The following is a 20892-nucleotide window of genomic DNA, read 5'->3' on the forward strand; positions in this document are numbered from 1 at the left end:
CCAATCCGGTGCCCGCCATGCCCGCACTCGGGGCATGCTCCGCACCAAAGCAGGGCAGGCGATGCGTCCCCGTCGAGGGCCGTCTAGCGGCCGCGAAATGGCACGGAACTTGCTTTTCCTGGTTTGTATACCGAATTGGTGTGCAACGCATCCGACCCGCTCCGGGCGGTGCGCGCCCTGGAGAGTTCCTCATGAACCGTAGAACCCTGTTGTTGTCCCTTTGCACCGCCGCCAGCCTGCTGGCCGCGCCGCTGACGTACGCCGACACGCTGGACGATATCGTCCGCGCAGGCACCATCAAGATCGCCGTGCCGCAGGATTTCCCGCCCTTCGGTTCGGTGGGCGCCGACATGAAGCCCCTGGGCTATGACATCGACACCGCACAGCTCATCGCCAAGCAGTTGGGCGTGAAGCTGGAACTGGTACCGGTCACCAGCGCCAACCGCGTGCCGTATCTGCAGACGCGCAAGGTGGACCTGGTGATCTCCAGCCTGGGCAAGAACGCGGAACGCGAAAAGGCCATCGATTTCTCGGACGCCTACGCGCCGTTCTTCAACGGCGTGTTCGGCCCGGCCGACCTGAAGGTGGCGTCGGCGGCGGACCTGGCGGGCAAGACGATCGGCGTGACGCGCGGCGCGGTGGAAGACATCGAGCTGTCGAAGATCGCCCCCGAATCCGCCACGCTCAAGCGCTATGAAGACAACAACGGCACCATCACCGCCTTCCTGTCTGGCCAGGTGCCGATGATCGCCACGGGCAATGTGGTCGCCGCCGCCATCCTGGCGCGCAATCCGGCCAAGAAACCCGAGACCAAATTCCTGATCAAGAATTCGCCGTGCTACATCGGCCTGAACAAGGACGAACCCAAGCTGCGCGCCAAGGTCAACGACATCCTGGCTGCCGCCAAGCGCGACGGCTCCCTGTCGGCGATTTCGCAGAAGTGGCTGGGCGCCGAACTGCCCAAGGATCTGTAAGCCCTGAAGGCGGCCATCATGGCTTATCAATACGATTTCGGCGCGGTGTTCGACTACACGCCGGTGCTGGTGAAGGGCATCGGCGTCACGGTCGAGCTGATCGCGTTTGGCGCGGTGGCCGGCGTGGCGCTGGGCATCGCGTGCGCCTGGGTCCGCACGCAAGGCCCGGCGTGGCTGCGCGCGCCGGTCGCGGCGTATGTGGAGGTGATCCGTAACACGCCGTTCCTGATCCAGCTGTTCTTCGTGTTCTTCGGCCTGCCGTCGCTGGGCGTGCAACTGGGCGAAATGCAGGCCGCCTGCCTGGCGATGGCGCTGAACCTGGGCGCCTACAGCGCCGAGATCATCCGCGCCGGCATCGACGCCACGCCCAAGGGCCAGTACGAGGCCGGCGCCAGCCTGGCGATGACGCGCTTCCAGGTCTTCCGGCACGTGGTGCTGAAACCCGCGCTCAAGCGCATCTGGCCCGCGCTGTCGTCGCAGATCGTGATCGTGATGCTGGGGTCAGCGGTGTGTTCGCAGATTGCCGCCGAAGACCTGACGTTTGCCGCCAACTTCATCCAGTCGCGCAACTTCCGCGCGTTCGAGGTGTATCTGGTGACCACGGGCATCTACCTGGTGTTGGCCATCCTGCTGCGCCAGTTGCTGCGCCTGGCCGGCCGGCGCCTGTTCCGCAAGGCGGCAAGATGATTGAATTCTCAACCTGGGACATCGTCCGCAACCTGCTCTTGGCCGCGCGCTGGACCGTGGTGCTGTCGCTGGTGGCGTTCGCCGGCGGCGCGCTGATGGGCGTGCTGGCGCTGATGATGCGGACGTCCCGCGTGGCCGCGATGCGGCGCGCCAGCTGGGCCTATATCGAACTGTTCCAGGGCACGCCGCTCTTGATGCAGCTGTTCCTGGCGTTCTTCGGCTTGTCGCTGCTGGGTGTGGAAGTGCCGCCCTGGCTGGCCGCCGGCGCGGCGCTGACGTTGTGGTCGGGCGCGTTCCTCGCCGAGATCTGGCGCGGCTGCGTGGAGGCCATTCCCAAGGGGCAATGGGAAGCGTCGGCCAGCCTGGCGCTGGGTTATGTGCAGCAGATGCGTTATGTAGTGCTGCCGCAGGCGTTGCGCATCGCGATCGCGCCCACCGTGGGCTTTGCGGTGCAGATCGTCAAGAGCACCGCGCTGACGTCCATCATCGGATTCACGGAGCTGTCCAAGGCCAGCACCGTCATCACCAACGCCACCTTCAGCCCCTTCACCGTCTACGCCTGCGCCGCGCTGATCTATTTCGCGCTGTGCTGGCCCCTGTCGCGCCTCAGCCTCCGGCTGGAAAGGAAGTTGCATGCCCCTCATCGCCCTTGAAGACGTCCGCAAGAAATTCGGCGACAACGAAGTCCTGAAGGGGGTGACGCTACGCGTCGAACCCGGCGAGGTCATCGCCATCATCGGCAAGAGCGGCTCGGGCAAGAGCACGCTGCTGCGCTGCGTGAATGGGCTGGAGCAAATCGACGGCGGCGCCATCATGGTGGCCGACGCCCAACTGGGCGACGACGAATTGCGGCTGCGCGCGCTGCGGCTGAAAGTGGGCATGATCTTCCAGCAGTTCAACCTGTTCCCGCACCTGACGGTGGGGCGCAACGTGATGCTCTCGCCCATGGTGGCCAAACGCATGCCGGAAGCGCAGGCGGCCGACCTGGCGCGCGCCATGCTGACCCGCGTGGGCTTGGCGCACAAGTTCGACGCGTGGCCGGAAGAGTTGTCCGGCGGCCAGCAGCAGCGCGTGGCGATCGCCCGCGCGCTGGCCATGCAGCCGCTGGCGCTGCTGTGCGACGAAATCACATCGGCGCTGGACCCCGAACTGGTCAACGAAGTGCTGGCGGTGGTGCGCGAGCTGGCGGCCGATGGCATGACTCTGCTGATGGTTACGCACGAAATGCGCTTTGCGCGCGAAGTGTGCGACCGCGTCGTGTTCATGCATCAGGGCCGCGTGCACGACATCGGACCGCCCGAAGAATTGTTCTCGGCGCCCGCCACCCCCGAACTGCGGCAATTCCTGGGGATGACGAACCTGGCCGCCTGAATCGTGGGACCGGCACGCACGGCACGCGCGCCTGCGACCCGCTGCGGTCAGCGCGAGAAGCCGCGCGCCGCGATCTCCCACACATCCTGCACCACGCCGTCGCGCACCACGACCAGCCCGTCATGCAGGTTGAAGGTGGGATCCACGTGCGAAGGCACCAGGCGCAGCACGTCGCCCAATGCGGGCGGCTGCGCCCCCGGCGCCACGCGCACCACGCCATGCTCGTCGTTGATGGCCGCGTAGGTCAGGCCATCGGCCTTGAACACCGCCGGCGGGCCGCATTCGGCGGTGGTGGATTTCAACCCCGCGTCCAGGATCACGCGATCGGGCGCGGGCACGCTCATCACGGTGGACAGCACGAACAGGCTGTTCTGGAAGGTCAACGGGCCGTCCCACTCATTGGCGCCGTAATCGCCATCCATGAAGGCGTAAGAGCCTGCCTGCAGCTCGGTGAAAACGCCGCTTGCCGCGTCGAACTCTGCGCTGCCCGTGCCGCCGCCCGTGATGACGTCGCACGCGATGCCGCTTTCCCGCAGCAACTGCGCATACGACGCGGCGATACGCGCCGTATGCCGGCAGACCTGCGACCGCTCTTCACGCGTGCGAAAGTGCTGCATCGACCCGTGATAGGCCTGCAGCCCCACGAAATTCACACCCGGCAGGTCGCGCGCCTGTTGCGCCAGCGCCAGCACCAGCGCGTCGTCCGACACGCCACAGCGGCCTTGGCCCACGTCCACCTCGACCAGCACGTCGATCTCGGCCCCGGCCTGCGCCATCGCCTGGGAAATCTGCGCCAGGTTCTGCGCGTTATCCACGCAGACGCTCATTTTGGCGGTGCGCGCCAATTGCGCCAGCATGGCCAGTTTGGCGGGTCCGACGACTTCGTTGCTGATGTGGATGTCGCGGATGCCGGCGGCCACGAAGGGCAGGGCTTCGCTGACTTTCTGGCAACAGATGCCGCGCGCGCCCAGCGCCAGCTGGCGCAACGCGATTTCCGGGCATTTGTGCGCCTTGGCGTGCGGGCGCAAGGCCACGTCGTGGCGGTCGGCCCAGGCCTGCATGGCGCGCAGGTTGGCCTCGAAGGGCGCCAGGTCCAGCACCAGGCTGGGCGTGTCGACGCGCGCCAGAGGATCGCCCGGTTGCGCGGGTGGAGGCAGCGCTATGCCGCGTATGACTTCCTGGGACATCGGGTGACTCCGTTATCAGCACCGCATGGGATGTAACCGCGTGATCGTGCAATCACACGCCATAACCAAAACATGACCGTCCATAACCCGAAGGATGATTTACCCCCAGGTAAACGATAGCCCCGTAACCATTGGCTACGGGACCCCTACATGCCAGAATTTCATCATAGAAATGGCCCCCAGGGGGAGGCCCGTTTTTGCCTTGGCAACCGCCGCGGCCAGAACGACCCGACGCAAGACGTCACGTTGATAAACCCGTCACAAAGTCCCGGAGAAGCTCGCATGAAACTCAAGCACTGGATCACCGCCCTGACCGTTGCGGTCGCCGCGGTCGGCACCGTGGGTTCCGCACAGGCCCAGCAGTTCTTCCGCATCGGCACGGGCGGCACCGCCGGCACGTACTACCCGATCGGCGGCATCATCGGCAACGCGGTCTCGCAACCCGGCAAGCTCATCGCCACGGCGGTGGCCTCCAACGGGTCGGTGGCCAACATCAACGGCATCATCGGCGGCTCGTTCGAAGCGGGTTTCACGCAGTCAGACGTGGCGTACTGGGCGTACAGCGGCACCGGCACGTTCGAGGGCAAGCCCAAGGCGCAAGATCTGCGCCTGATTGCTACCCTGTACCCGGAGAGCATTCACCTGGTGACGCGCAAGGGCGCCGGCATCAAGAGCGTGGCCGACCTGAAAGGCAAGCGCGTATCCATGGACGAGCCGGGTTCCGGCACGCTGGTCGACGTGCGCCTGATCCTGGGCGCCTACGGCATGACCGATAAGGACATCAAGGCCGAATACCTCAAGCCCAACCAGGCGGGCGACAAGCTCAAGGACGGCGGACTGGACGCGTTCTTCTTCGTGGGCGGGGCCCCCGCCGGCGCTATCGCCGAACTGGCGTCCACGGGCAACATCGAACTGGTGCCGCTGGTGGGCCCCGAGATCGACGCACTGCGCGCCAAGCAAGAGTTCTTCACGCCCGACGTAATCGCGGCCAATACGTACCAGCACCTGCCGGAAGTGAAGACCATCTCGGTCAACGCACAGATGGTCACGTCAGCCAAGATCCCTGAACAGACGGTCTACGACGTCACCAAGGCGCTGTACAGCGACGCCACGCGCAAGACGCTGGATGCGGGCCACGCCAAGGGCAAGCTCATCACCCGCGACAACGCCATCAAGGGCGCGGGCATCCCGTTCCACCCGGGCGCCGAGAAGTTCTACAAGGAAATCGGCCTGCTGAAGTAGGCCTGAAGTAGGCCTGAAGTAGGCCCCCCCTAGCGCCTGCGGCGCCTCCCCCAGGGGCGCCGCAGCGGACCGGCAAAGCCGGCTCCGCGCGGCCCGGAATGGCGGCGGCGGTGTGAGGCGGCGGACATGCCGTCAAGCTGCAGGGGCTAAGCCATTGCATCTACCTGCGGCGTGTTTGCGCCGCGCTTAGTAGGGCCGCCGAGCGCGGCCCTGCTTGCTGAATCATCCAGAGAATCACGGCGATGGAAATAGATCACGAGAAAACCCAGAAGCTGGCGGAGAAATACGACTCCGAGATCCGCTTCCGGCCGCTGGACAAGACGGCGACCTGGATCGTGTCGGGCCTGCTTGTCACGCTGTCGCTCTTTCACTACTACACGGCCGGCTTCGGCCTGTTGCGCGAGGCCACGCACCGCGGCGTGCACCTGGCCTTCGTGCTGAGCCTGATCTTCCTGGTGTTCGGCTTTTCCAAGTCGCACTACCAGCGCGAGCCCAAGTCGACGTGGCTGTCGCCCGGCGGCATTCCGCTGTACGACTGGATCATCGCCATCGCACTGGCCTTGTCGGTGCTGTACATCCCCTACATTTTCGAAGACCTGGCATTCCGCGTCGGCAACCCGATGCCGATGGACGTCTTCATGGGCTCGATCCTCCTGATCGGCCTGCTGGAAGCCACGCGACGCGCCATGGGCTGGCCGCTGCCCATCATCGCGCTGGTCTTCATGGCCTACGCCATGTTCGGCCCGTACTTTCCGGGCCTGCTCAAGCATGCGGGCAACACCTGGCCGCAGATCGTCAACCACATGTACCTGACCAGCCAGGGCGTATATGGCGTGGCGGTCGGCGTGGTGGCGACCTACGTGTTCCACTTCGTGCTATTCGGCGTGCTGGCCACCCGCATCGGGCTGGGCCAGCTGTTCCTGGACGTGGCCTCCACCGTGGCCGGCCGCTATGCCGGCGGCCCCGCCAAGGTGTCCGTCTTCGGCTCAGCCATGTTCGGCATGCTGTCGGGGTCGTCGGTGGCCAACGCGGTGACCGTGGGGTCGCTGACCATTCCCGCCATGATCCGGGTCGGTTATCCGCGGCACTTCGCCGCTGGCGTGGAAGCGGCCAGCAGCACGGGCGGCCAGATCACGCCCCCCATCATGGGCGCGGCCGCGTTCCTGATGATCGAGTTCCTGGGCATCCCGTACCAGCAGATCGCGATTGCCGGCATCTTCCCGGCCTTCCTGTACTTCTTCGGCATGTTCATGCAGGTGCACTTCGAAGCCAAGCGCGAAGGCCTGCGCGGCCTGACGGCCGAAGAAATGCCCAAGCTCAAGCAATCGTTCAAGATGCGCTGGCCCACCCTGATCCCGCTAATCCTGCTGGTAGGCGTGCTGGCCAGCGGCCGCACGCCTTATCTGGCGGCGTTCGCCGGCATCACGGGCTGCATCCTGGTGGGCCTGTTGAATCCGTATCAGCGCCTGCGCTGGCGCGATCTGTACGAAGCCTTCGAGACCGGCGCCAAGTACGCGCTGGCAGTCGGCGCGGCGGCAGGCGCAGTGGGTATCGTGATCGGGGTGGTGACCTTGACCGGCGTGGGCTTCAAGATCTCGTACATCGTGATCTCGGCATCGCAGGTGCTGGCCGGCGGCGCGGCCATGATCATTCCCGACGCCATGGCCAACATGCAGGCGCTGACGCTGCTGGCCGCGCTGATCATGACGGGCATCGTCTGCATCCTGATGGGCTGCGGCGTGCCCACCACCGCGAACTACCTGATCATGGTCGCCGTGGCGGCACCCACGCTGGTTCAGCTGGGCGTGCAGCCGATCGCGGCGCACTTCTTCGTGTTCTATTTCGGCATCCTGGCGGACATCACGCCTCCGGTGGCGCTGGCCGCCTATGCGGCGGCGGGCATGGCGGGCAGTGACCCGTTCAAGACCGGGAACACGGCGTTCAGGCTGGGCATCACCAAGCTCATCGTGCCGTTCGTGTTCGTGTTTTCGCCGTCGCTGCTGATCTCGGTGCAGGGCTTCACCTGGTACGACTTCTGGGTGACCTTGCTCGGCTGCATGGTGGGCCTGGTGCTGCTGTCGGCCGCGTTCTCGCGCTACATGCTGGTCGGCATGAAGAGCTGGGAGCGGTGGCTGTGCACCGTCGGCGCGCTCTTGACCATCATCCCCGGCCTGACGAGCGGCCTGGTCGGCCTGGCGATCTGCATCCCCGTCTTCATCCGCCAGCTGGCGGAACTGAAACTGGAGACCGCGGCCAAGGCGGCCTGACCCGAACGGCGTGGAATTAAAAGGGGCGGACTACGGTCCGCCCCTTTTTTATTTCGTCCAATCCCGGATTTTGGCAGCAAATACCGGCAAAATAGGGGCCTGGATCCACAGGGTGACGACATACAACATTCCGCCTTTTCGCCGGTTGCCCGGCTAAATAAATCAGCGTAAAGTAAAATTCATGTTTGCTGGTCTGCCGATCTGCGGGCCGACTGTGCAAACAGGCACAAAACTGCGCCATATGTTCGATATCCTGGTTTATCTGTTCGAGAATTACTACACGCCGCAAGCCTGTCCTGCGGCCGATGTGCTCGCTAAGCGGCTTGCCGCCGCCGGTTTCGAGCACGAAGACATCGACGACGCGCTCGGCTGGCTGTACGGTTTGGCCGAGACCACGGAACGATGCGTCGACCTCGCTCAGGCTCCCACCTCGGGAACCCGGATCTACACCGACAACGAATACAGCCAGCTCGGCACCGAATCCATCGGCTTCATCGCCTTCCTGGAATCGGCCGGCGTATTGCCGGCGCCGTTGCGCGAAATCGTCATCGACCGGGGCCTGGCTTCGCCGGAAACGCCCGTGCCGCTGTCCAAGATCAAGATCATCGCCCTCATGGTTCTCTGGAGCCAGGAAGCCGAGATCGACAACCTGGTCCTGGAAGAGCTGCTGGACGAAGAAGGCGTGCGGTTGCTGCATTGATGACCCCACACCCCGGCCCCATGCATTGGGGCCGCTTGCCGTTGCTGTGACCTACGTAGGCCGATTCGCCCCCAGCCCCAGCGGCCCGCTGCATGCGGGCTCGCTTGTGGCTGCCCTGGCCAGTTGGCTGGATGCGCGCGCCCACGGCGGGCGTTGGCTGCTGCGCATGGAAGACGTGGACACCCCCCGCACCGTCGCGGGCGCCGCCAACGCCATCATGGCGCAACTGGACGCGCTGGGCCTGCACTGGGACGGCGACGTCATGTGGCAGTCGCAGCGCAACGCCGCTTACCAATCCGCCTTCGAGACGCTGGCCGCGCGCGGCCTGATCTACGGCTGCGGCTGCACCCGGCGCGAAATCGCCGATTCGGCGCTGCGCGGCCAGACCGTGCCCGGCGCCGAGGGTGAACGCCCTTATCCCGGCACGTGCCGCCACGGCTTGCCCGAGGGCCGCGAGGCGCGCGCCTGGCGCCTGCGCATCCCGGACGGCGTCGAACACTTCGAAGACCGGTGGCTGGGCCCACAAGCACAAGACGTGGCGCAGGCGGTGGGCGACTTCGCCCTGCGGCGCGCGGACGGGCTATGGGCCTATCAACTTGCCGTGGTGGTGGACGATGCCGAACAGGGCGTGACGGACGTGGTGCGCGGCGCCGACCTGCTGAGCTCCACGGCCCGCCAACGCGTGCTGGGCCGCTTGCTGGGCCTGCCCCCCGTGCGCTATCTGCATGTGCCGCTGATCCTGGACGCCGCCAGCGGCCTGAAACTGTCCAAGCAGAACGGTGCCCCCGCCATCGACACCCAAGCGCCCCTGGCGGCGCTACAGGGCGCCTGGCGGGCTTTGGGCTTTGCGCCGCTTGCCGCTAACGCCGACCGCGGGCAGTTCCTGCGCGAAGCCACCGCGCACTGGGCGCGGCGCTTCCCCTGAGGCGGGGCCCCGTGCCGCTATAGCGGCTGCAGGTCCGCGCCCAACATCCGGACCAGCAGGGCCTCGCCGTTGTCGCCCACACGCAGCTCGCCGTAGCGGGCGACCTCGAAGCGCTTGGCTTCGCCTTCCTGGAAGAACCAGGCATTGGTCACGATGCGCACGCCGCTGTCGCGTACCCGGTAGCGCAGCGGCACTTCGCCGTCGGCATGCGGATGCACGTCGGGCTGGATGCGCAACGGCGTGGCCACGCCGCGCGCGTCGGTCTGAAGCATCACATAGCCGTCGGGCTCGAAGCCGGGCAGGGTCTCGTCTTCAACCGGACGGTCGCCGCCCAGGCGCAAGCGCGTGATGTCCCGGCTGGCGGCGAAGTTCAGCGCCATATAGTCGCCCTGCATCAGCGACCGCGGATCCACCGGCGCCAGTTCCAGGATGACGACCTTGCCGGAAGCCAGCAGCTTTTCACGCTCCCAGATGCCGCCGTTGGCCACCACCAGCACCAGCGCCAGCCCCCCCAGGATGGCCAGCGTGCGCCAGCGCAAGGGCGCCGAGACCGGCGGCAGCGGCGCGCGGCGGTCGGGCGCCTGCGTGCGCATCAGCCGCGGCACCAGCCACACCAGGCCGCGCAACACGAACAGCAGCAACGCGCCGCCGCCCAGCCACAGCGCCTTTTGCAACAAGGGCACATCCAGCTGGTAGTAGTACACGCCCAGATAGGCCAGCAGGCTGATCACGCCGAAGACCACCAGGCGCAGCTGGTTCAGGCCAAAGCCCAACAGCAGCCAGGCCAGCGCGAACCCCACGCCCGGGCTGGGCAGCCAGAAGCCGGCCAGGATCAGCAGCGCGATCGGCACGCCCCAGGTGACGCCGGCGGTCAACACATGGCGGCGGGGCCACAGCACCGCCATCGCGGCGGCCGCCGGCAGCAACGCTCCCGCGGTGACGAACAGGGCGCCCTGCGGATTCAGCTGCCACATGGCGGGCAGATGCAGGACCGAGATCCCGCCCGCCAGCCACACCATGCCCTGCACCGACAGCAGGAACGCCCAGGCCAGCGGCTGCAACGCATGGTCGCGCTTCACGCCCCCGCGATGGCCCACGGTCAGGATCACGGCGGTGGCCCAGGCGCCGATCACGGCGATGGGCAGCCACACGACGCTGGACAAGGCGGGATCGAAATCCAGCCACGCCTCCAGCAGGTCGTCGCGCATCAGCTGGGGCGACAGGCCGCGCCAGATCAGACTGGCTCCAGCCCCGGCGATCAGCACGCCGGACAGGAAACGCAGGATCACATCGGGACCCAGCACGTAGATGGCCGTGGCCATCAGCAGCACGAACACGCAAGCGCTGGTGAACGAGGTGGAATCGGACAAACCGTAGATGATCAGCAACTGCCCGGCGAACGCCATGGCCGTGCCGCATTGCCGCCAGAACGGGCCCGCGTCGCTGCGCAGCACCGCCACGCCGGCGCCGCACAGGATCAGCCCGGCCACCAGCGCGCCTTCTTCGGACGTGACGATCCCCGAGAAGCCCACGAAAACCAGCAGCAGCAGGGTGGCCAGCCAGGCGCTCAGGCCCAGCAGGCACTGCACGTACCAGGGCGGTTCGGCGTGCGGGATGGCGGCTGGCGCCAGTTGCGCCACGGGCGCGCCCGAATCGGCCGGCTCCACGGCATTGCCGGCCGAGGCCGAGGCCGGCTCGGCGTCCGCCGCGGCAGGGCCTGCGACCTGAGGTTCGGCCGCCAGCTTGCGCAGCCAGCGCGCGGCCAGCACGGCTTCGGCCATCAGCAAGGCCGCCAGCGGCAGCGCGGCCCAGACGCCGGGCTCCAGGCGCAGCAGCCATTCGCCCACGAAGCGCAGCGACACGCAGATGACGCCGGCCGCCAGCATGGCCAGGATGATCAGGTCGCGCCGGACCCGCTGATAATAAAAGCCCAGCCCCACCGTCACGGCAAGCCACGCGATGCCGCCGACCCCTTGCTCGCGGCCGAAGACAAAGCCGACGAACATCAGGGACATGACCAGCGCGCTGACGACCAGGGCCGCCAGGAGGCGCGGACCGATCAGCGTGCTGGCGCGCCAGCGGTGCGCGGCCAGTTCCCAGCCCAGCAGCAACACAAGGTTCAGCCCCGCCATGACGAGGGTAATGGTGTCCGATGCGCCAAACACCGACAGCCACGAGAACATCCGCTCGCCCAGCCAGAGCGCGGCCGCCACGTTCAGCACCAGGATCCACAGCAACCACACGGCCTGGCTGGCCGCGGCCAGTGCCCAAGGCAGCAGCAACACCGCCCACCAGGCGAACAATTCCCAGGTATCGGCGCCAGTCTGGTAAGTTTGGCCTAATAACGCGAGCAGGGCGCCCAACAGGATGCCGGCCAAAGCCAGGAGCGCGCCAGGGATGCTGCGCCGCACGCCAGGGGTGGCCCGAAGGCGCAGCCCGGCCCAGGCGGCGGCCAGTGCGGCAATCGCCAGCAGGCCCTGCGTGCCGGCGAAGCGCTGCACTTTTGTCATGTCTTGCCAATTGGCGGCGACCCAGCAAATCGCGGCGCTGCCCAGCAGCAAAACGCCTAGCCAAAGGGTGCTTCGCGCCAGGAATTGGCGCCAAGCGTGCAGTTCGGATCCCGCTTGTCTTTCAGTGCCGACTTGCATCTGGCGAATCTCCGATCTTATTATCCGCGCTACTAAGGCGGGACTACCGCCACTGGATACACATGAATAAAACGCTGATTATTGCCGAGAAGCCCTCGGTGGCCCTTGATATATCACGCGCCTTGGGAGGCTTTGCGCGCGAGGGCGACTATTTTGAAAGCGAACGTTACGTACTCGCGTCCAGCATCGGCCATTTGCTGAGCTTGGTCGCGCCCAATGATCCGGTCAAGGGAAAGTGGAGCTTCACGCACCTGCCCGTGATTCCGCCGGAATTCGAACTGGGCCCCACCGACAAGAAGTCCGCTGAACGCCTGAAGCTGCTGGTCCGTTTGGCCAAGCGCAAGGACGTGGATTCGATCATCAATGCCTGTGACGCGGGACGCGAAGGCGAACTGATCTTCCGCTACATCATTCAGTATGCGGGCGTAAAGAAGCCGATCCAGCGCCTGTGGCTGCAATCCATGACGCAGGCTGCCATCCGCGAGGCCTTCGCCAACCTGCGCGACGACGCCCAGTTAAAGCCGCTGGAAGCGGCGGCGCGCTCGCGCGCCGAAGCCGACTGGCTGGTCGGGATCAATGGCACGCGCGCCATGACCGCCTTCAACAGCAAGGACGGCGGCTTCTTCAAGACGCCGGTCGGCCGGGTGCAGACCCCCACGCTGGCGATCGTGGCCGAACGCGAAGAGCGCATCCGCCGCTTTGTGCCGCGCGACTACTGGGAAGTGCGCGCCACCTTCATCGCCGCCGCCGGCCTGTATGAAGGCCGCTGGATCGACCCCCAATTCAAGAAAGACGACCGCGACCCCGAAAAGCGCGAATCGCGCCTGTGGTCGGCCGCCGCCGCCCAAAGCGTGGTGGCCGCCTGCCGCGACCAGCCGGGCAACGTCACCGAAGAATCCAAGCCGTCGACCCAGATGTCGCCGGCGCTCTACGACCTGACCTCGCTGCAGCGCGAGGCCAACGGCCGTTTCGGCTTTTCGGCCAAGACCACCCTGGCGCTGGCCCAGACCCTGTACGAACGCCACAAGGCGCTGACCTACCCGCGTACCGATTCCCGTTATCTGCCCGAGGACTACATCACCACGGTGCAGGAAACGATGCGCGCGCTGGCCAAGGGCGGCTCGAACGCCGTGGGCGGCCTGGCCCGCCACGCGGACACGGTCGTCACCCAGCAGTGGGTCAAGCCCAACCGCCGCATCTTCGACAATAAGAAGGTGTCGGATCACTTTGCCATCATCCCCACGCTGCAGATCCCGCACGACCTGAGCGAAGCCGAGGCCAAGCTGTACGACCTGGTGCTCAAGCGCTTTTTGGCCGTGTTCTTCCCGGCAGCCGAATACCGCGTTACCACCCGCCTGACCGAAGTGCAGGGGCATCGCTTCCGCACCGACGGCAAGGTGCTGGTCACCCCGGGCTGGCTGGCCGTCTACGGCAAGGAAGCCCAGGGCGAAGACGCCAACCTGGTGCCCGTGGCGGACGGCGAGACCGTGCGCACGGAAGACGTCGAAGCCGTGGGACTGTCGACCAAGCCGCCGGCCCGCTTCAACGAAGGCACCTTGCTGTCCGCCATGGAAGGCGCCGGCAAGCTGGTGGACGACGAAGAGCTGCGCGAAGCCATGTCCGAGCGCGGCCTGGGCACGCCGGCCACGCGCGCCGCCATCATCGAAGGCCTGCTGAACGAGGTCTACCTGCGCCGCGAAGGCCGCGACCTGGTGCCCACCGCCAAGGCGCGCCAGCTGATGACGCTGCTGTCCGGCCTGGACGTCACCGAACTGACCTCTCCCGAACTCACGGGCGAATGGGAGCACAAGCTCAAGCAGATCGAGCAGGGCGGGCTGGGCCGCGAGGCCTTCATGCGCGAAATCGCGCAGATGACGCAAGTCATCGTCAAGCGCGCCAAGGAATACGAGCGCGACACGGTGCCGGGCGACTACGCCACGCTGCAGACGCCGTGCCCCAAGTGCGGCGCCGTGGTGAAGGAAAACTACCGCCGCTTCGCCTGCACGGCCTGCGATTTCTCGATCGGCAAGCATCCGGGCGGCCGCACGTTCGAACTGCCGGAAGTCGAAGAACTGCTGGCCAAGCGCGAAATCGGTCCGCTGCAGGGTTTCATCAGCAAGATGGGCCGGCCGTTTGCCGCCATCCTGCGCATCAGCGATGAATACAAGCTGGAGTTCGATTTCGGCCAGAACGACGAAGACGACACCGAAGCCGTGGACTTCTCCGGCCACACGCCGGTGGGCCCGTGCCCGAAGTGCCAGTCGCGCGTGTTCGAGCACGGCATGAGCTACGTCTGCGAAAAGTCCGTCGGCCCCGAAAAGAGCTGCGACTTCCGCTCGGGCAAGGTCATCCTGCAGCAAGAGATCTCGGCCCAGCAGATGGGCAAGCTCTTGACCGACGGCCGCACCGACCTGCTCGACGGCTTCGTGTCCAGCCGCACCAACCGCAAGTTCAAGGCGTTCCTGGTGCGCCAGCCCGACGGCAAGGTGGGCTTCGAGTTCGAGCCGCGTCCTGAAAAGCCGGGCCGCGCGCCGGGCAAGACGGCGGCAAAGACGGCCACCAAGACGGCAGCGAAGAAGGCGCCGGCCAAAAAGGCCGCGGTGAAGAAGACCGCCACGAAGACGGCAACCAAGACGGCGACCAAAACCGCCGCCAAGAAGGCCGTGAAGAAGGCGGCGCCGAAGAAAACGGCGTCGTAGGATGGGTGAAGCGCGAGGATGTGCCAACAAGCACACCGGCACATATCGCGCGCAACCCTTCAAGCAGCGGTGATGTCTTGACCGCTCCCGCCATCATGGACCAACGCCCGGGCAACCGGGCGTTTTCCATTGTTGGACGGCAGGCGCTGGGGTATTGTTTACGCCAAATAGCTGCAACCCAATCAAATTCCGAGGACGACATGACCCACAGCCCCGATTTCACTACCCGCCGCCGCGTGCTGGCCGCTGCCGGGGCGCTGGCCGGCGTCAGCCTGCTCAATGGGCGCGTCGCGTTCGCGCAACCCAAGCTGGGCCGCGTCGTCTACGGCCAGGGCAGCATCGACCCCTTTTTCGCGGCCGGCTACGTCGCGCTGAAAAAGGGCTATTTCAGCGAAGGCGGCCTGGACGTCGAATACCTGAATTCGCAAAGCGGCCCGCGCACCAACCAGTTGCTGGCGGCCGGCCAAATCGTGTTCGGCGCCACGGCGGCCACCGCCGCCCCCGCACTGACCATCGCCGGCAAGCCCGCGACGCTCGTGTTCGGCTTTGACCGCAAGCTCACCTACGCCAACGTCATCGTGCGCCGCGAAGACTTCGACAGCGGCAAGATCAAGTCGCTGAAAGACCTGGCCGGCAAGCGCGTGGGCGCCACCCAGCCGCAGTCCAGCACCTGGCTGATGGCGCTGTACCTGATGCAGAAGGCCGGCGTGGCCGACAAGGTGGACATCCGCCCGCTGGGCGACCTGGCCACCATGCTGGGCGCGCTCAAGACCGGGTCGGTGTCGGCCAGCATGGCCACCATGTCCATGATGGAACAAGCCCGCCAGGAAGGCTGGGGCGTGCCCATTTTCGACGCCACCACCGAAAGCTCTTGGAACGAATTCATGGGCGGCGACGTCCCCGGCATCGCGGCGCTGACGCTGGAAGACACCATCCAGAAACGCCCCGAAGTGGTGCAGGCCTTTGTGACCGCGATGGTCAAGGCGCAGGACTTCATCACCGCCAACACCGCCGCCGGCATCACCGACGTCATCTACGACGACTACCTCAACGCCTTCCCGCGCGCCGCCATCGAGAAGACGCTGGGCGTCTATAAGGACACGGTGTTCCTGAAGGACAACCTCATCACCGAAGACGCGTACAACCGCATGACGGCCATCATGGGCGACGGCCGCCAGTTCTCCAACGACGAGATCAAGACGGTGCCCTACGCCAAATGCGTGAACATGGGCTTCGTGCGGAAAGCGCGGGGCCTCTGATGATCACGCTGGACAAAGTCGGCAAGGCGTACCAGTCGCGCCAGGGCACGACGCATGCGGTGGGCGAGGTCAGCCTGACGATCGAACAAGGCGAATTCGTGTCCATCGTCGGCCCCTCGGGCTGCGGCAAGAGCACGCTGCTGAACATGATCGCCGGCTTCCTGCGGCCCACCACCGGCACCATCCGCGTGGACGGCCAGGTGGTGGACGGTCAGGTGCCGCCCGCGCTGGGCTACATCTTCCAGAAAGACACCTTGCTGCCCTGGTTCAGCGTCAAGAAGAACGTGGCGCTGGGCCTGAAGTTCCAGGGCGTGGCCGCCGACAAGATCGACCGCCGCGTGGCCGAACTGCTGGAACTGGGCCACCTGGGCGCCTTTGCCGACGCCTTCCCGCACCAGTTGTCGGGCGGCATGCGCCGGCGCGTGGCGCTCTTGATGAGCCTTGCCGTCGAGCCCCGCATCCTGCTGCTGGACGAGCCGTTCGGCGCACTGGATACCCACACCAAGACGCACCTGCACCGCGAACTGATGGAGATCTGGCGCAAGCTGGGCCAGACGATCGTCATGGTCACGCACGACCTGGACGAAGCCATCCTGCTGTCGGACCGCGTGGTGGTGCTGTCCGGCCCGCCCAGCCGCGTGCTGCTGGACGAACGCATCCACATCCCGCATCCGCGCGACGTCTTCACGCTGCGTGAAACGCCGCAGTTCGTCGCCCACGTGCAAAGCCTCTGGAGCGTGCTGGGCCAGCAGTTCCGCGCCGCCGCCTGAATCCCCCCGCGTCATGATCCCGACTGAAACCTCTGATTCCCTGCAGGACCAGCTGCGGCTGGACCGCCGCGCCGGCATTGCCCGCCGCGTGCGCATCACCTTGTGGCAAGTGCTGATCCTTGCCGTCATCCTGGGCTCGTGGGAGACGCTGACGCGCATCCCGTGGTTCACCCAGAACACGCTGTTCGACCCCTTTTTCATCAGCCAGCCGTCGCGCGTGGCGGTGCGGCTGTGGGAATGGATGCAGCCCGGGCCGCGCTCGGTCTGGCCGCACTTGTGGCTGACGCTGCAGGCCACGATGGTGGGGTTGGTCGTAGGCGTGGGCAGCGGCTTCATCGTCGGCATGACGCTCAGCCGCAGCCGCTTCCTGGCCGATGTGTTCAACCCGTTCATCGTGGCATTTAACTCGATGCCGCGCATCGCGTTCGTGCCGCTCATCACCATGTTCTTCGGCCTGGGGCTGGCCTCCAAGGTGGTGACGTCCTGGTTTGTGGTGTTCTTCCTGGTGTTCTTTAACACCTACAAGGGCGGCCGCAGCGTCGAACGCGAACTGGTGGACTTCTGCCGCACGCTGGGCGGATCGCCGCGCCAGATCCTGTGGCGGGTGCGCATCCCGACGGCAGCGGCATGGACGTTCGCCGCCTTACCCAACGCCATCAGCTTCGCGCTGATCGGCGTGGTGCTGGCCGAATTCGTGGGATCCACCACCGGCATGGGCTACCTGATGATCACCGCGCTGGCCACACTGAACGCCACCGACATGTTCGCCGCCGTGACGCTGTTGTCCATCGTCGGCATCGCGCTGGTTTATTGTGTGACGTGGCTGGAGCGGCGCCTGCTGCACTGGGCGCCCGAGTTCAGGGAATAGCGAGACTCGCCCTCGAAACGCAAGGCGATGGAGAATTGATTTGAAGACACTACCTTATCTGCGCAACTTCGATCTGACCGGCCAGGTGGCGCTGGTCACCGGGTCCGCGCGCGGACTGGGCTTTTGCATTGCGCGGGCGCTGGCGGGCTGTGGCGCGCGCGTGCTGATCAACGGGCGCAACGCCGCAGCCGTGGATGCCGCCGTGGCCGATCTGACGGCCGCCGGCCTGGACGCGCATCCCTTGCCGTTCGATGTCAGCGACGACGCCGACATGGCGCGCGCGTTCCAGCGCATCGACGACAAGCATGGACGCCTGGACGTGCTGGTGAACAACGTGGGCGCCCGCAACCGCAAGACCTTGCGCGACACCAGCCCCGCCGAAATCCGCGAGCTGATCGACACGGATCTGGTCGCCGGCATGCTGCTAGCCAAGTTCGCGGCCGAGCGCATGGTGCGCCAGGGGGGCGGCCGGTTGATCGCGATCACGTCGGTGGTGGGCGAACTGGCGCGCGCGGGCGACGCCGTGTATCCGGCGGCCAAGCAGGGGCTCACCGGCATGGTGCGCGCCCTGGCCGCGGAATTCGGCGGCCACCACATCACCAGCAACGCGATCGCGCCGGGCACCTTCGCAACCGAAACCAATGCGGAAATGGTGGCGGACCCCGAAGTCGGCCCGCGCATCGCGGCCCGCAACCCGACGGGGCGGTGGGGCGAACCGGAAGAAATCGCCGGCGCGGCAGTATTCCTGGCATCCCCGGCCGCGTCTTACGTGAACGGACACGTCCTGGTCGTGGACGGCGGGCTATCGATTCAGTTTTAAGGTGCGTCAGCGGCTTGCGCGATGGGTGAAGCGCACGGCAGCGCCTGCCGCGCGCAACCCATCATCCGCCCTGCGCCAGAATCAGGTCGTCTCGTCCTGATACCAGACGCCTTCGGCCAGCATCATCTTCTGATGGCCGTGGCCTGCGGGCATCATCGGGAAGCAATTTTCCTGCGCTGACACCGCCACGTCCAGGAAGTAGGGGCCGTCATGCGCCAGGCATTCGGCCAGCGCGGCCTCCAACTTCGCCGGGTCGTCCACCCGCGCTGCGCCCCAGCCGAACGCCCGCGCCAGCGCCACGAAATCGGGCAGCGACGCGTTGTAGCTGTGGCTGTAGCGGCCGCCGTGGATCAGTTCCTGCCACTGGCGCACCATCCCCATATAGCCGTTGTTGCACAGCACGACCTTCACGGGCGTCTGGTGCTGCATGGCCGTGGACAGTTCCTGGATATTCATCAATACCGACGCGTCGCCGCTGACGCAGACCACCGTCTTGTCCGGATGCGCCACCTGCGCGCCGATCGCGGCCGGCACGCCATAGCCCATGGTGCCGGCGCCGCCCGAGGTCAGCCAGCGGTTCGGTTTGTCGAAACGCAGGTACTGCGCGGCCCACATCTGGTGCTGGCCCACGTCGGTGGACACGATGGCGTCACGGTCGGCCAGCGCAGCATTCAGGCTGGCCATCAAATGCTGCGGCAGGATCGCGTCGGCGGCGGGCGTGAAACCCAGGCAATCCTGGCTGCGCCACGTATCGATGCGCTTGAACCAGGGCGCCAGGCGCGCCGCGTCCATCGGCTCGTCGCCCAGCTCGGCACGCAGCGCCCGCACCAGCGGTAGGCAGTCGCCCACCAGCGCCACGTCCACCCGCACCACCTTGTTGATCGACGCCGGGTCGATGTCGATATGGATCTTGCGCGCATGCGGGCAGAATTCCGAGATCTTGCCGGTGATGCGGTCGTCAAAACGGGCGCCGATGCAGACGACGAGGTCGGCGTTGTGCATGGCCAAGTTGGCCTCGACCGTGCCATGCATGCCCAGCATGCCTACGAACTGCGGGCTGGACGCGGGGAAGGCCCCCAGGCCCATCAGCGTCAGGGTGCACGGCGCGCCGGTGTGGCGGACCAGGTCGGCGAACGCTTCGCAAGCCTCCGGGCCGGCATTCACCAGCCCGCCGCCGCCGTAGAAGATGGGACGCTTGGCCTGCGCGATCAGCGCGGCGGCGCGGCGCACGGCCGACTGCGGCAACTTGGGCGCCAGCTTGCCCGACTGGCGGCGCGCACGCAGCGCGGCCAGCTTTTGCTGCGAGGGCAGGCCGGGCACGTCGTCATCCGCATCGCGCGGCACGGCCAACTGCACGTCTTTCGGAAAGTCCACCAACACGGGGCCCGGACGGCCCTGGCGGGTCAGCTCGAACGCCCGGGACACCACATTGGCCACGTCGTCCACGGCGCGGATCTGGGTGTTCCACTTGGTCACGGAACGCGAGATGCCGATGGCGTCGCATTCCTGGAAGGCGTCGGTGCCGATGGCCGCAGTGGACACTTGGCCGCTGACGCACAGCACCGGGATCGAATCGCACATGGCGTCCAGCAAGCCCGAGGTGGTGTTGGCCATTCCCGGGCCGGAGGTCACGAACACCACGCCGGTGCGACCGGTGCTGCGGGCGTACCCTTCGGCGGCATGCACGGCCGCCTGTTCGTGGCGCACCAGCACATGGCGCAGGCGCGGCTCGGCATACAGCGCGTCGTACAGCGGCAGGACCGCCCCGCCGGGGTAGCCGAACACGGTGTCCACACCGTGCGCAATCAGCGTATCGAGCAGAATCTTCGCGCCGTTGGAAACGGCGGGTTCAGTGGCGGCAAGCGCGGCGGCGGCGGTGGGGTGCAGGCGATCGTTCATGCTATCTATCTTATTCGTAGGCTTGAAGAATTTTTATCTTCTTTTCCACGATTACCGGCCGAACGGAGTAAATTTATCTTAGATTTGGAGGAATCAAAGAAAATGAACCTGGACAAGTTTGATCTGGCCATTCTGAAGGTGCTGCAAGAGAACGCGCGCGCCAGCCTGAACGACATCGGCGCGGCAGTGGGCCTGTCGTCCACGCCGTGCTGGAACCGCATCAAGCGCATGGAAAGCGCCGGGGTGATCCGCGGCTACACCGTAGACATCGATCCGGCCAGCCTGGGCTTCATGGACACGGTGATCGTGCACGTCACGCTGGAAAGCCACAGCGAGGAAACGCTGTACGAGTTCGGCCGCGCGCTGGCGGCCATCCCCGAAGTGCTGGAGGCCTTTCTGGTGTCGGGCGACTACGACTACTACATCCGCATCGCCGTGCGCGACACCCGCGACTACGAACGCCTGCTGCGCGAACAGCTCTACCGCATCCCCGGCATCCGCCACAGCAAATCCTGCTTCGTGCTGCGCCGCCTGAAGGAAACCATGCTGCCGCTGACCGGGCCGGCGGGGTAAACC

At 66.3% G+C, this 20892-nt stretch carries 17 protein-coding genes; 14 read left to right on the top strand and 3 right to left on the bottom strand.

Annotated features, from left to right (window positions below):
• Positions 1 to 191 precede the first annotated feature (191 nt).
• Genes AC3WMU_RS27035 through AC3WMU_RS27050 form a run of 4 tightly spaced genes read left to right on the top strand, consistent with a single transcriptional unit; the run spans position 192 to position 3032 of the window.
• A complete protein-coding gene (locus AC3WMU_RS27035) occupies positions 192 to 974 on the top strand; it encodes a transporter substrate-binding domain-containing protein (RefSeq protein WP_424626698.1) in 783 nt (260 codons plus the stop codon).
• Between the two features lie 18 nt (positions 975 to 992).
• Entirely contained in the window at positions 993 to 1661 is a 669-nt protein-coding gene (locus tag AC3WMU_RS27040; RefSeq protein WP_006227785.1) for an amino acid ABC transporter permease, read from the top strand.
• Positions 1658 to 2314: an amino acid ABC transporter permease gene (locus AC3WMU_RS27045; protein WP_492283231.1), complete on the top strand. Its 657-nt coding sequence runs from the start codon at positions 1658 to 1660 to the stop codon at positions 2312 to 2314. Before AC3WMU_RS27040 ends, AC3WMU_RS27045 begins: the two co-directional genes overlap by 4 nt.
• Complete coding sequence (locus AC3WMU_RS27050; RefSeq protein WP_492283232.1) at positions 2295 to 3032, top strand: amino acid ABC transporter ATP-binding protein; 738 nt, start codon at positions 2295 to 2297, stop codon at positions 3030 to 3032. Before AC3WMU_RS27045 ends, AC3WMU_RS27050 begins: the two co-directional genes overlap by 20 nt.
• 47 nt (positions 3033 to 3079) lie before the next feature.
• Here AC3WMU_RS27050 and AC3WMU_RS27055 read toward each other — a convergent pair whose 3' ends face one another.
• Entirely contained in the window at positions 3080 to 4219 is a 1140-nt protein-coding gene (locus tag AC3WMU_RS27055) for a DSD1 family PLP-dependent enzyme (RefSeq protein WP_492283233.1), read from the bottom strand.
• A 282-nt stretch (positions 4220 to 4501) separates the two neighbouring features.
• Here AC3WMU_RS27055 and AC3WMU_RS27060 point away from each other — a divergent pair, with 282 nt between their 5' ends.
• The 4 genes from AC3WMU_RS27060 to gluQRS all read left to right on the top strand — a co-directional run bounded on the left by AC3WMU_RS27060 (position 4502) and on the right by gluQRS (position 9353).
• Positions 4502 to 5461: a TAXI family TRAP transporter solute-binding subunit gene (locus AC3WMU_RS27060; protein ID WP_454675937.1), complete on the top strand. Its 960-nt coding sequence runs from the start codon at positions 4502 to 4504 to the stop codon at positions 5459 to 5461.
• 242 nt (positions 5462 to 5703) lie between these two features.
• Positions 5704 to 7728 carry a TRAP transporter permease gene (locus AC3WMU_RS27065; protein WP_006227780.1) on the top strand — a complete coding sequence of 675 codons (2025 nt, stop codon included), beginning with the start codon at positions 5704 to 5706 and terminating at the stop codon, positions 7726 to 7728.
• Between the two features lie 241 nt (positions 7729 to 7969).
• Positions 7970 to 8428, top strand: a complete 459-nt coding sequence (locus AC3WMU_RS27070; RefSeq protein ID WP_006227779.1) for a Smg family protein — start codon at positions 7970 to 7972, stop codon at positions 8426 to 8428.
• Between the two features lie 46 nt (positions 8429 to 8474).
• On the top strand, positions 8475 to 9353 hold the full coding sequence (gene gluQRS, locus AC3WMU_RS27075) for a tRNA glutamyl-Q(34) synthetase GluQRS (RefSeq protein WP_492283234.1): 879 nt from the start codon (positions 8475 to 8477) through the stop codon (positions 9351 to 9353).
• A gap of 17 nt (positions 9354 to 9370) precedes the next feature.
• Here the strand turns inward: gluQRS and AC3WMU_RS27080 are convergent, their stop codons facing one another.
• A complete protein-coding gene (locus AC3WMU_RS27080) occupies positions 9371 to 12001 on the bottom strand; it encodes a GDYXXLXY domain-containing protein (RefSeq protein WP_006227777.1) in 2631 nt (876 codons plus the stop codon).
• Between the two features lie 62 nt (positions 12002 to 12063).
• On the opposite strand from AC3WMU_RS27080, the gene AC3WMU_RS27085 reads away from it, so the two are divergent.
• The 5 genes from AC3WMU_RS27085 to AC3WMU_RS27105 all read left to right on the top strand — a co-directional run bounded on the left by AC3WMU_RS27085 (position 12064) and on the right by AC3WMU_RS27105 (position 18417).
• Positions 12064 to 14700, top strand: a complete 2637-nt coding sequence (locus AC3WMU_RS27085) for a DNA topoisomerase III (protein WP_006227776.1) — start codon at positions 12064 to 12066, stop codon at positions 14698 to 14700.
• 200 nt (positions 14701 to 14900) lie between these two features.
• The gene (locus AC3WMU_RS27090; protein WP_006227775.1) at positions 14901 to 15959 is read left to right on the top strand and encodes an ABC transporter substrate-binding protein; all 1059 of its coding nucleotides are present in this window, start codon (positions 14901 to 14903) and stop codon (positions 15957 to 15959) included.
• Positions 15959 to 16729, top strand: coding sequence for an ABC transporter ATP-binding protein (locus AC3WMU_RS27095; RefSeq protein ID WP_492283235.1), 771 nt, complete (start codon positions 15959 to 15961; stop codon positions 16727 to 16729). The genes AC3WMU_RS27090 and AC3WMU_RS27095 overlap by 1 nt, the downstream gene beginning before the upstream one ends.
• A gap of 13 nt (positions 16730 to 16742) precedes the next feature.
• On the top strand, positions 16743 to 17597 hold the full coding sequence (locus AC3WMU_RS27100; RefSeq protein WP_006227773.1) for an ABC transporter permease: 855 nt from the start codon (positions 16743 to 16745) through the stop codon (positions 17595 to 17597).
• A gap of 40 nt (positions 17598 to 17637) precedes the next feature.
• The gene (locus AC3WMU_RS27105; RefSeq protein ID WP_492283236.1) at positions 17638 to 18417 is read left to right on the top strand and encodes an SDR family oxidoreductase; all 780 of its coding nucleotides are present in this window, start codon (positions 17638 to 17640) and stop codon (positions 18415 to 18417) included.
• Between the two features lie 81 nt (positions 18418 to 18498).
• On the opposite strand, the gene ilvB is transcribed toward AC3WMU_RS27105, so the two are convergent.
• Positions 18499 to 20325 carry a biosynthetic-type acetolactate synthase large subunit gene (ilvB, locus tag AC3WMU_RS27110; RefSeq protein ID WP_085946995.1) on the bottom strand — a complete coding sequence of 609 codons (1827 nt, stop codon included), beginning with the start codon at positions 20323 to 20325 and terminating at the stop codon, positions 18499 to 18501.
• A 93-nt stretch (positions 20326 to 20418) separates the two neighbouring features.
• Between ilvB and AC3WMU_RS27115 the strand changes: the two genes are divergently transcribed.
• The gene (locus AC3WMU_RS27115) at positions 20419 to 20889 is read left to right on the top strand and encodes an Lrp/AsnC family transcriptional regulator (protein ID WP_006227770.1); all 471 of its coding nucleotides are present in this window, start codon (positions 20419 to 20421) and stop codon (positions 20887 to 20889) included.
• Positions 20890 to 20892: the final 3 nt, after the last annotated feature.

It is taken from the genome of Achromobacter sp. FW305-C-13 (assembly GCF_058783475.1).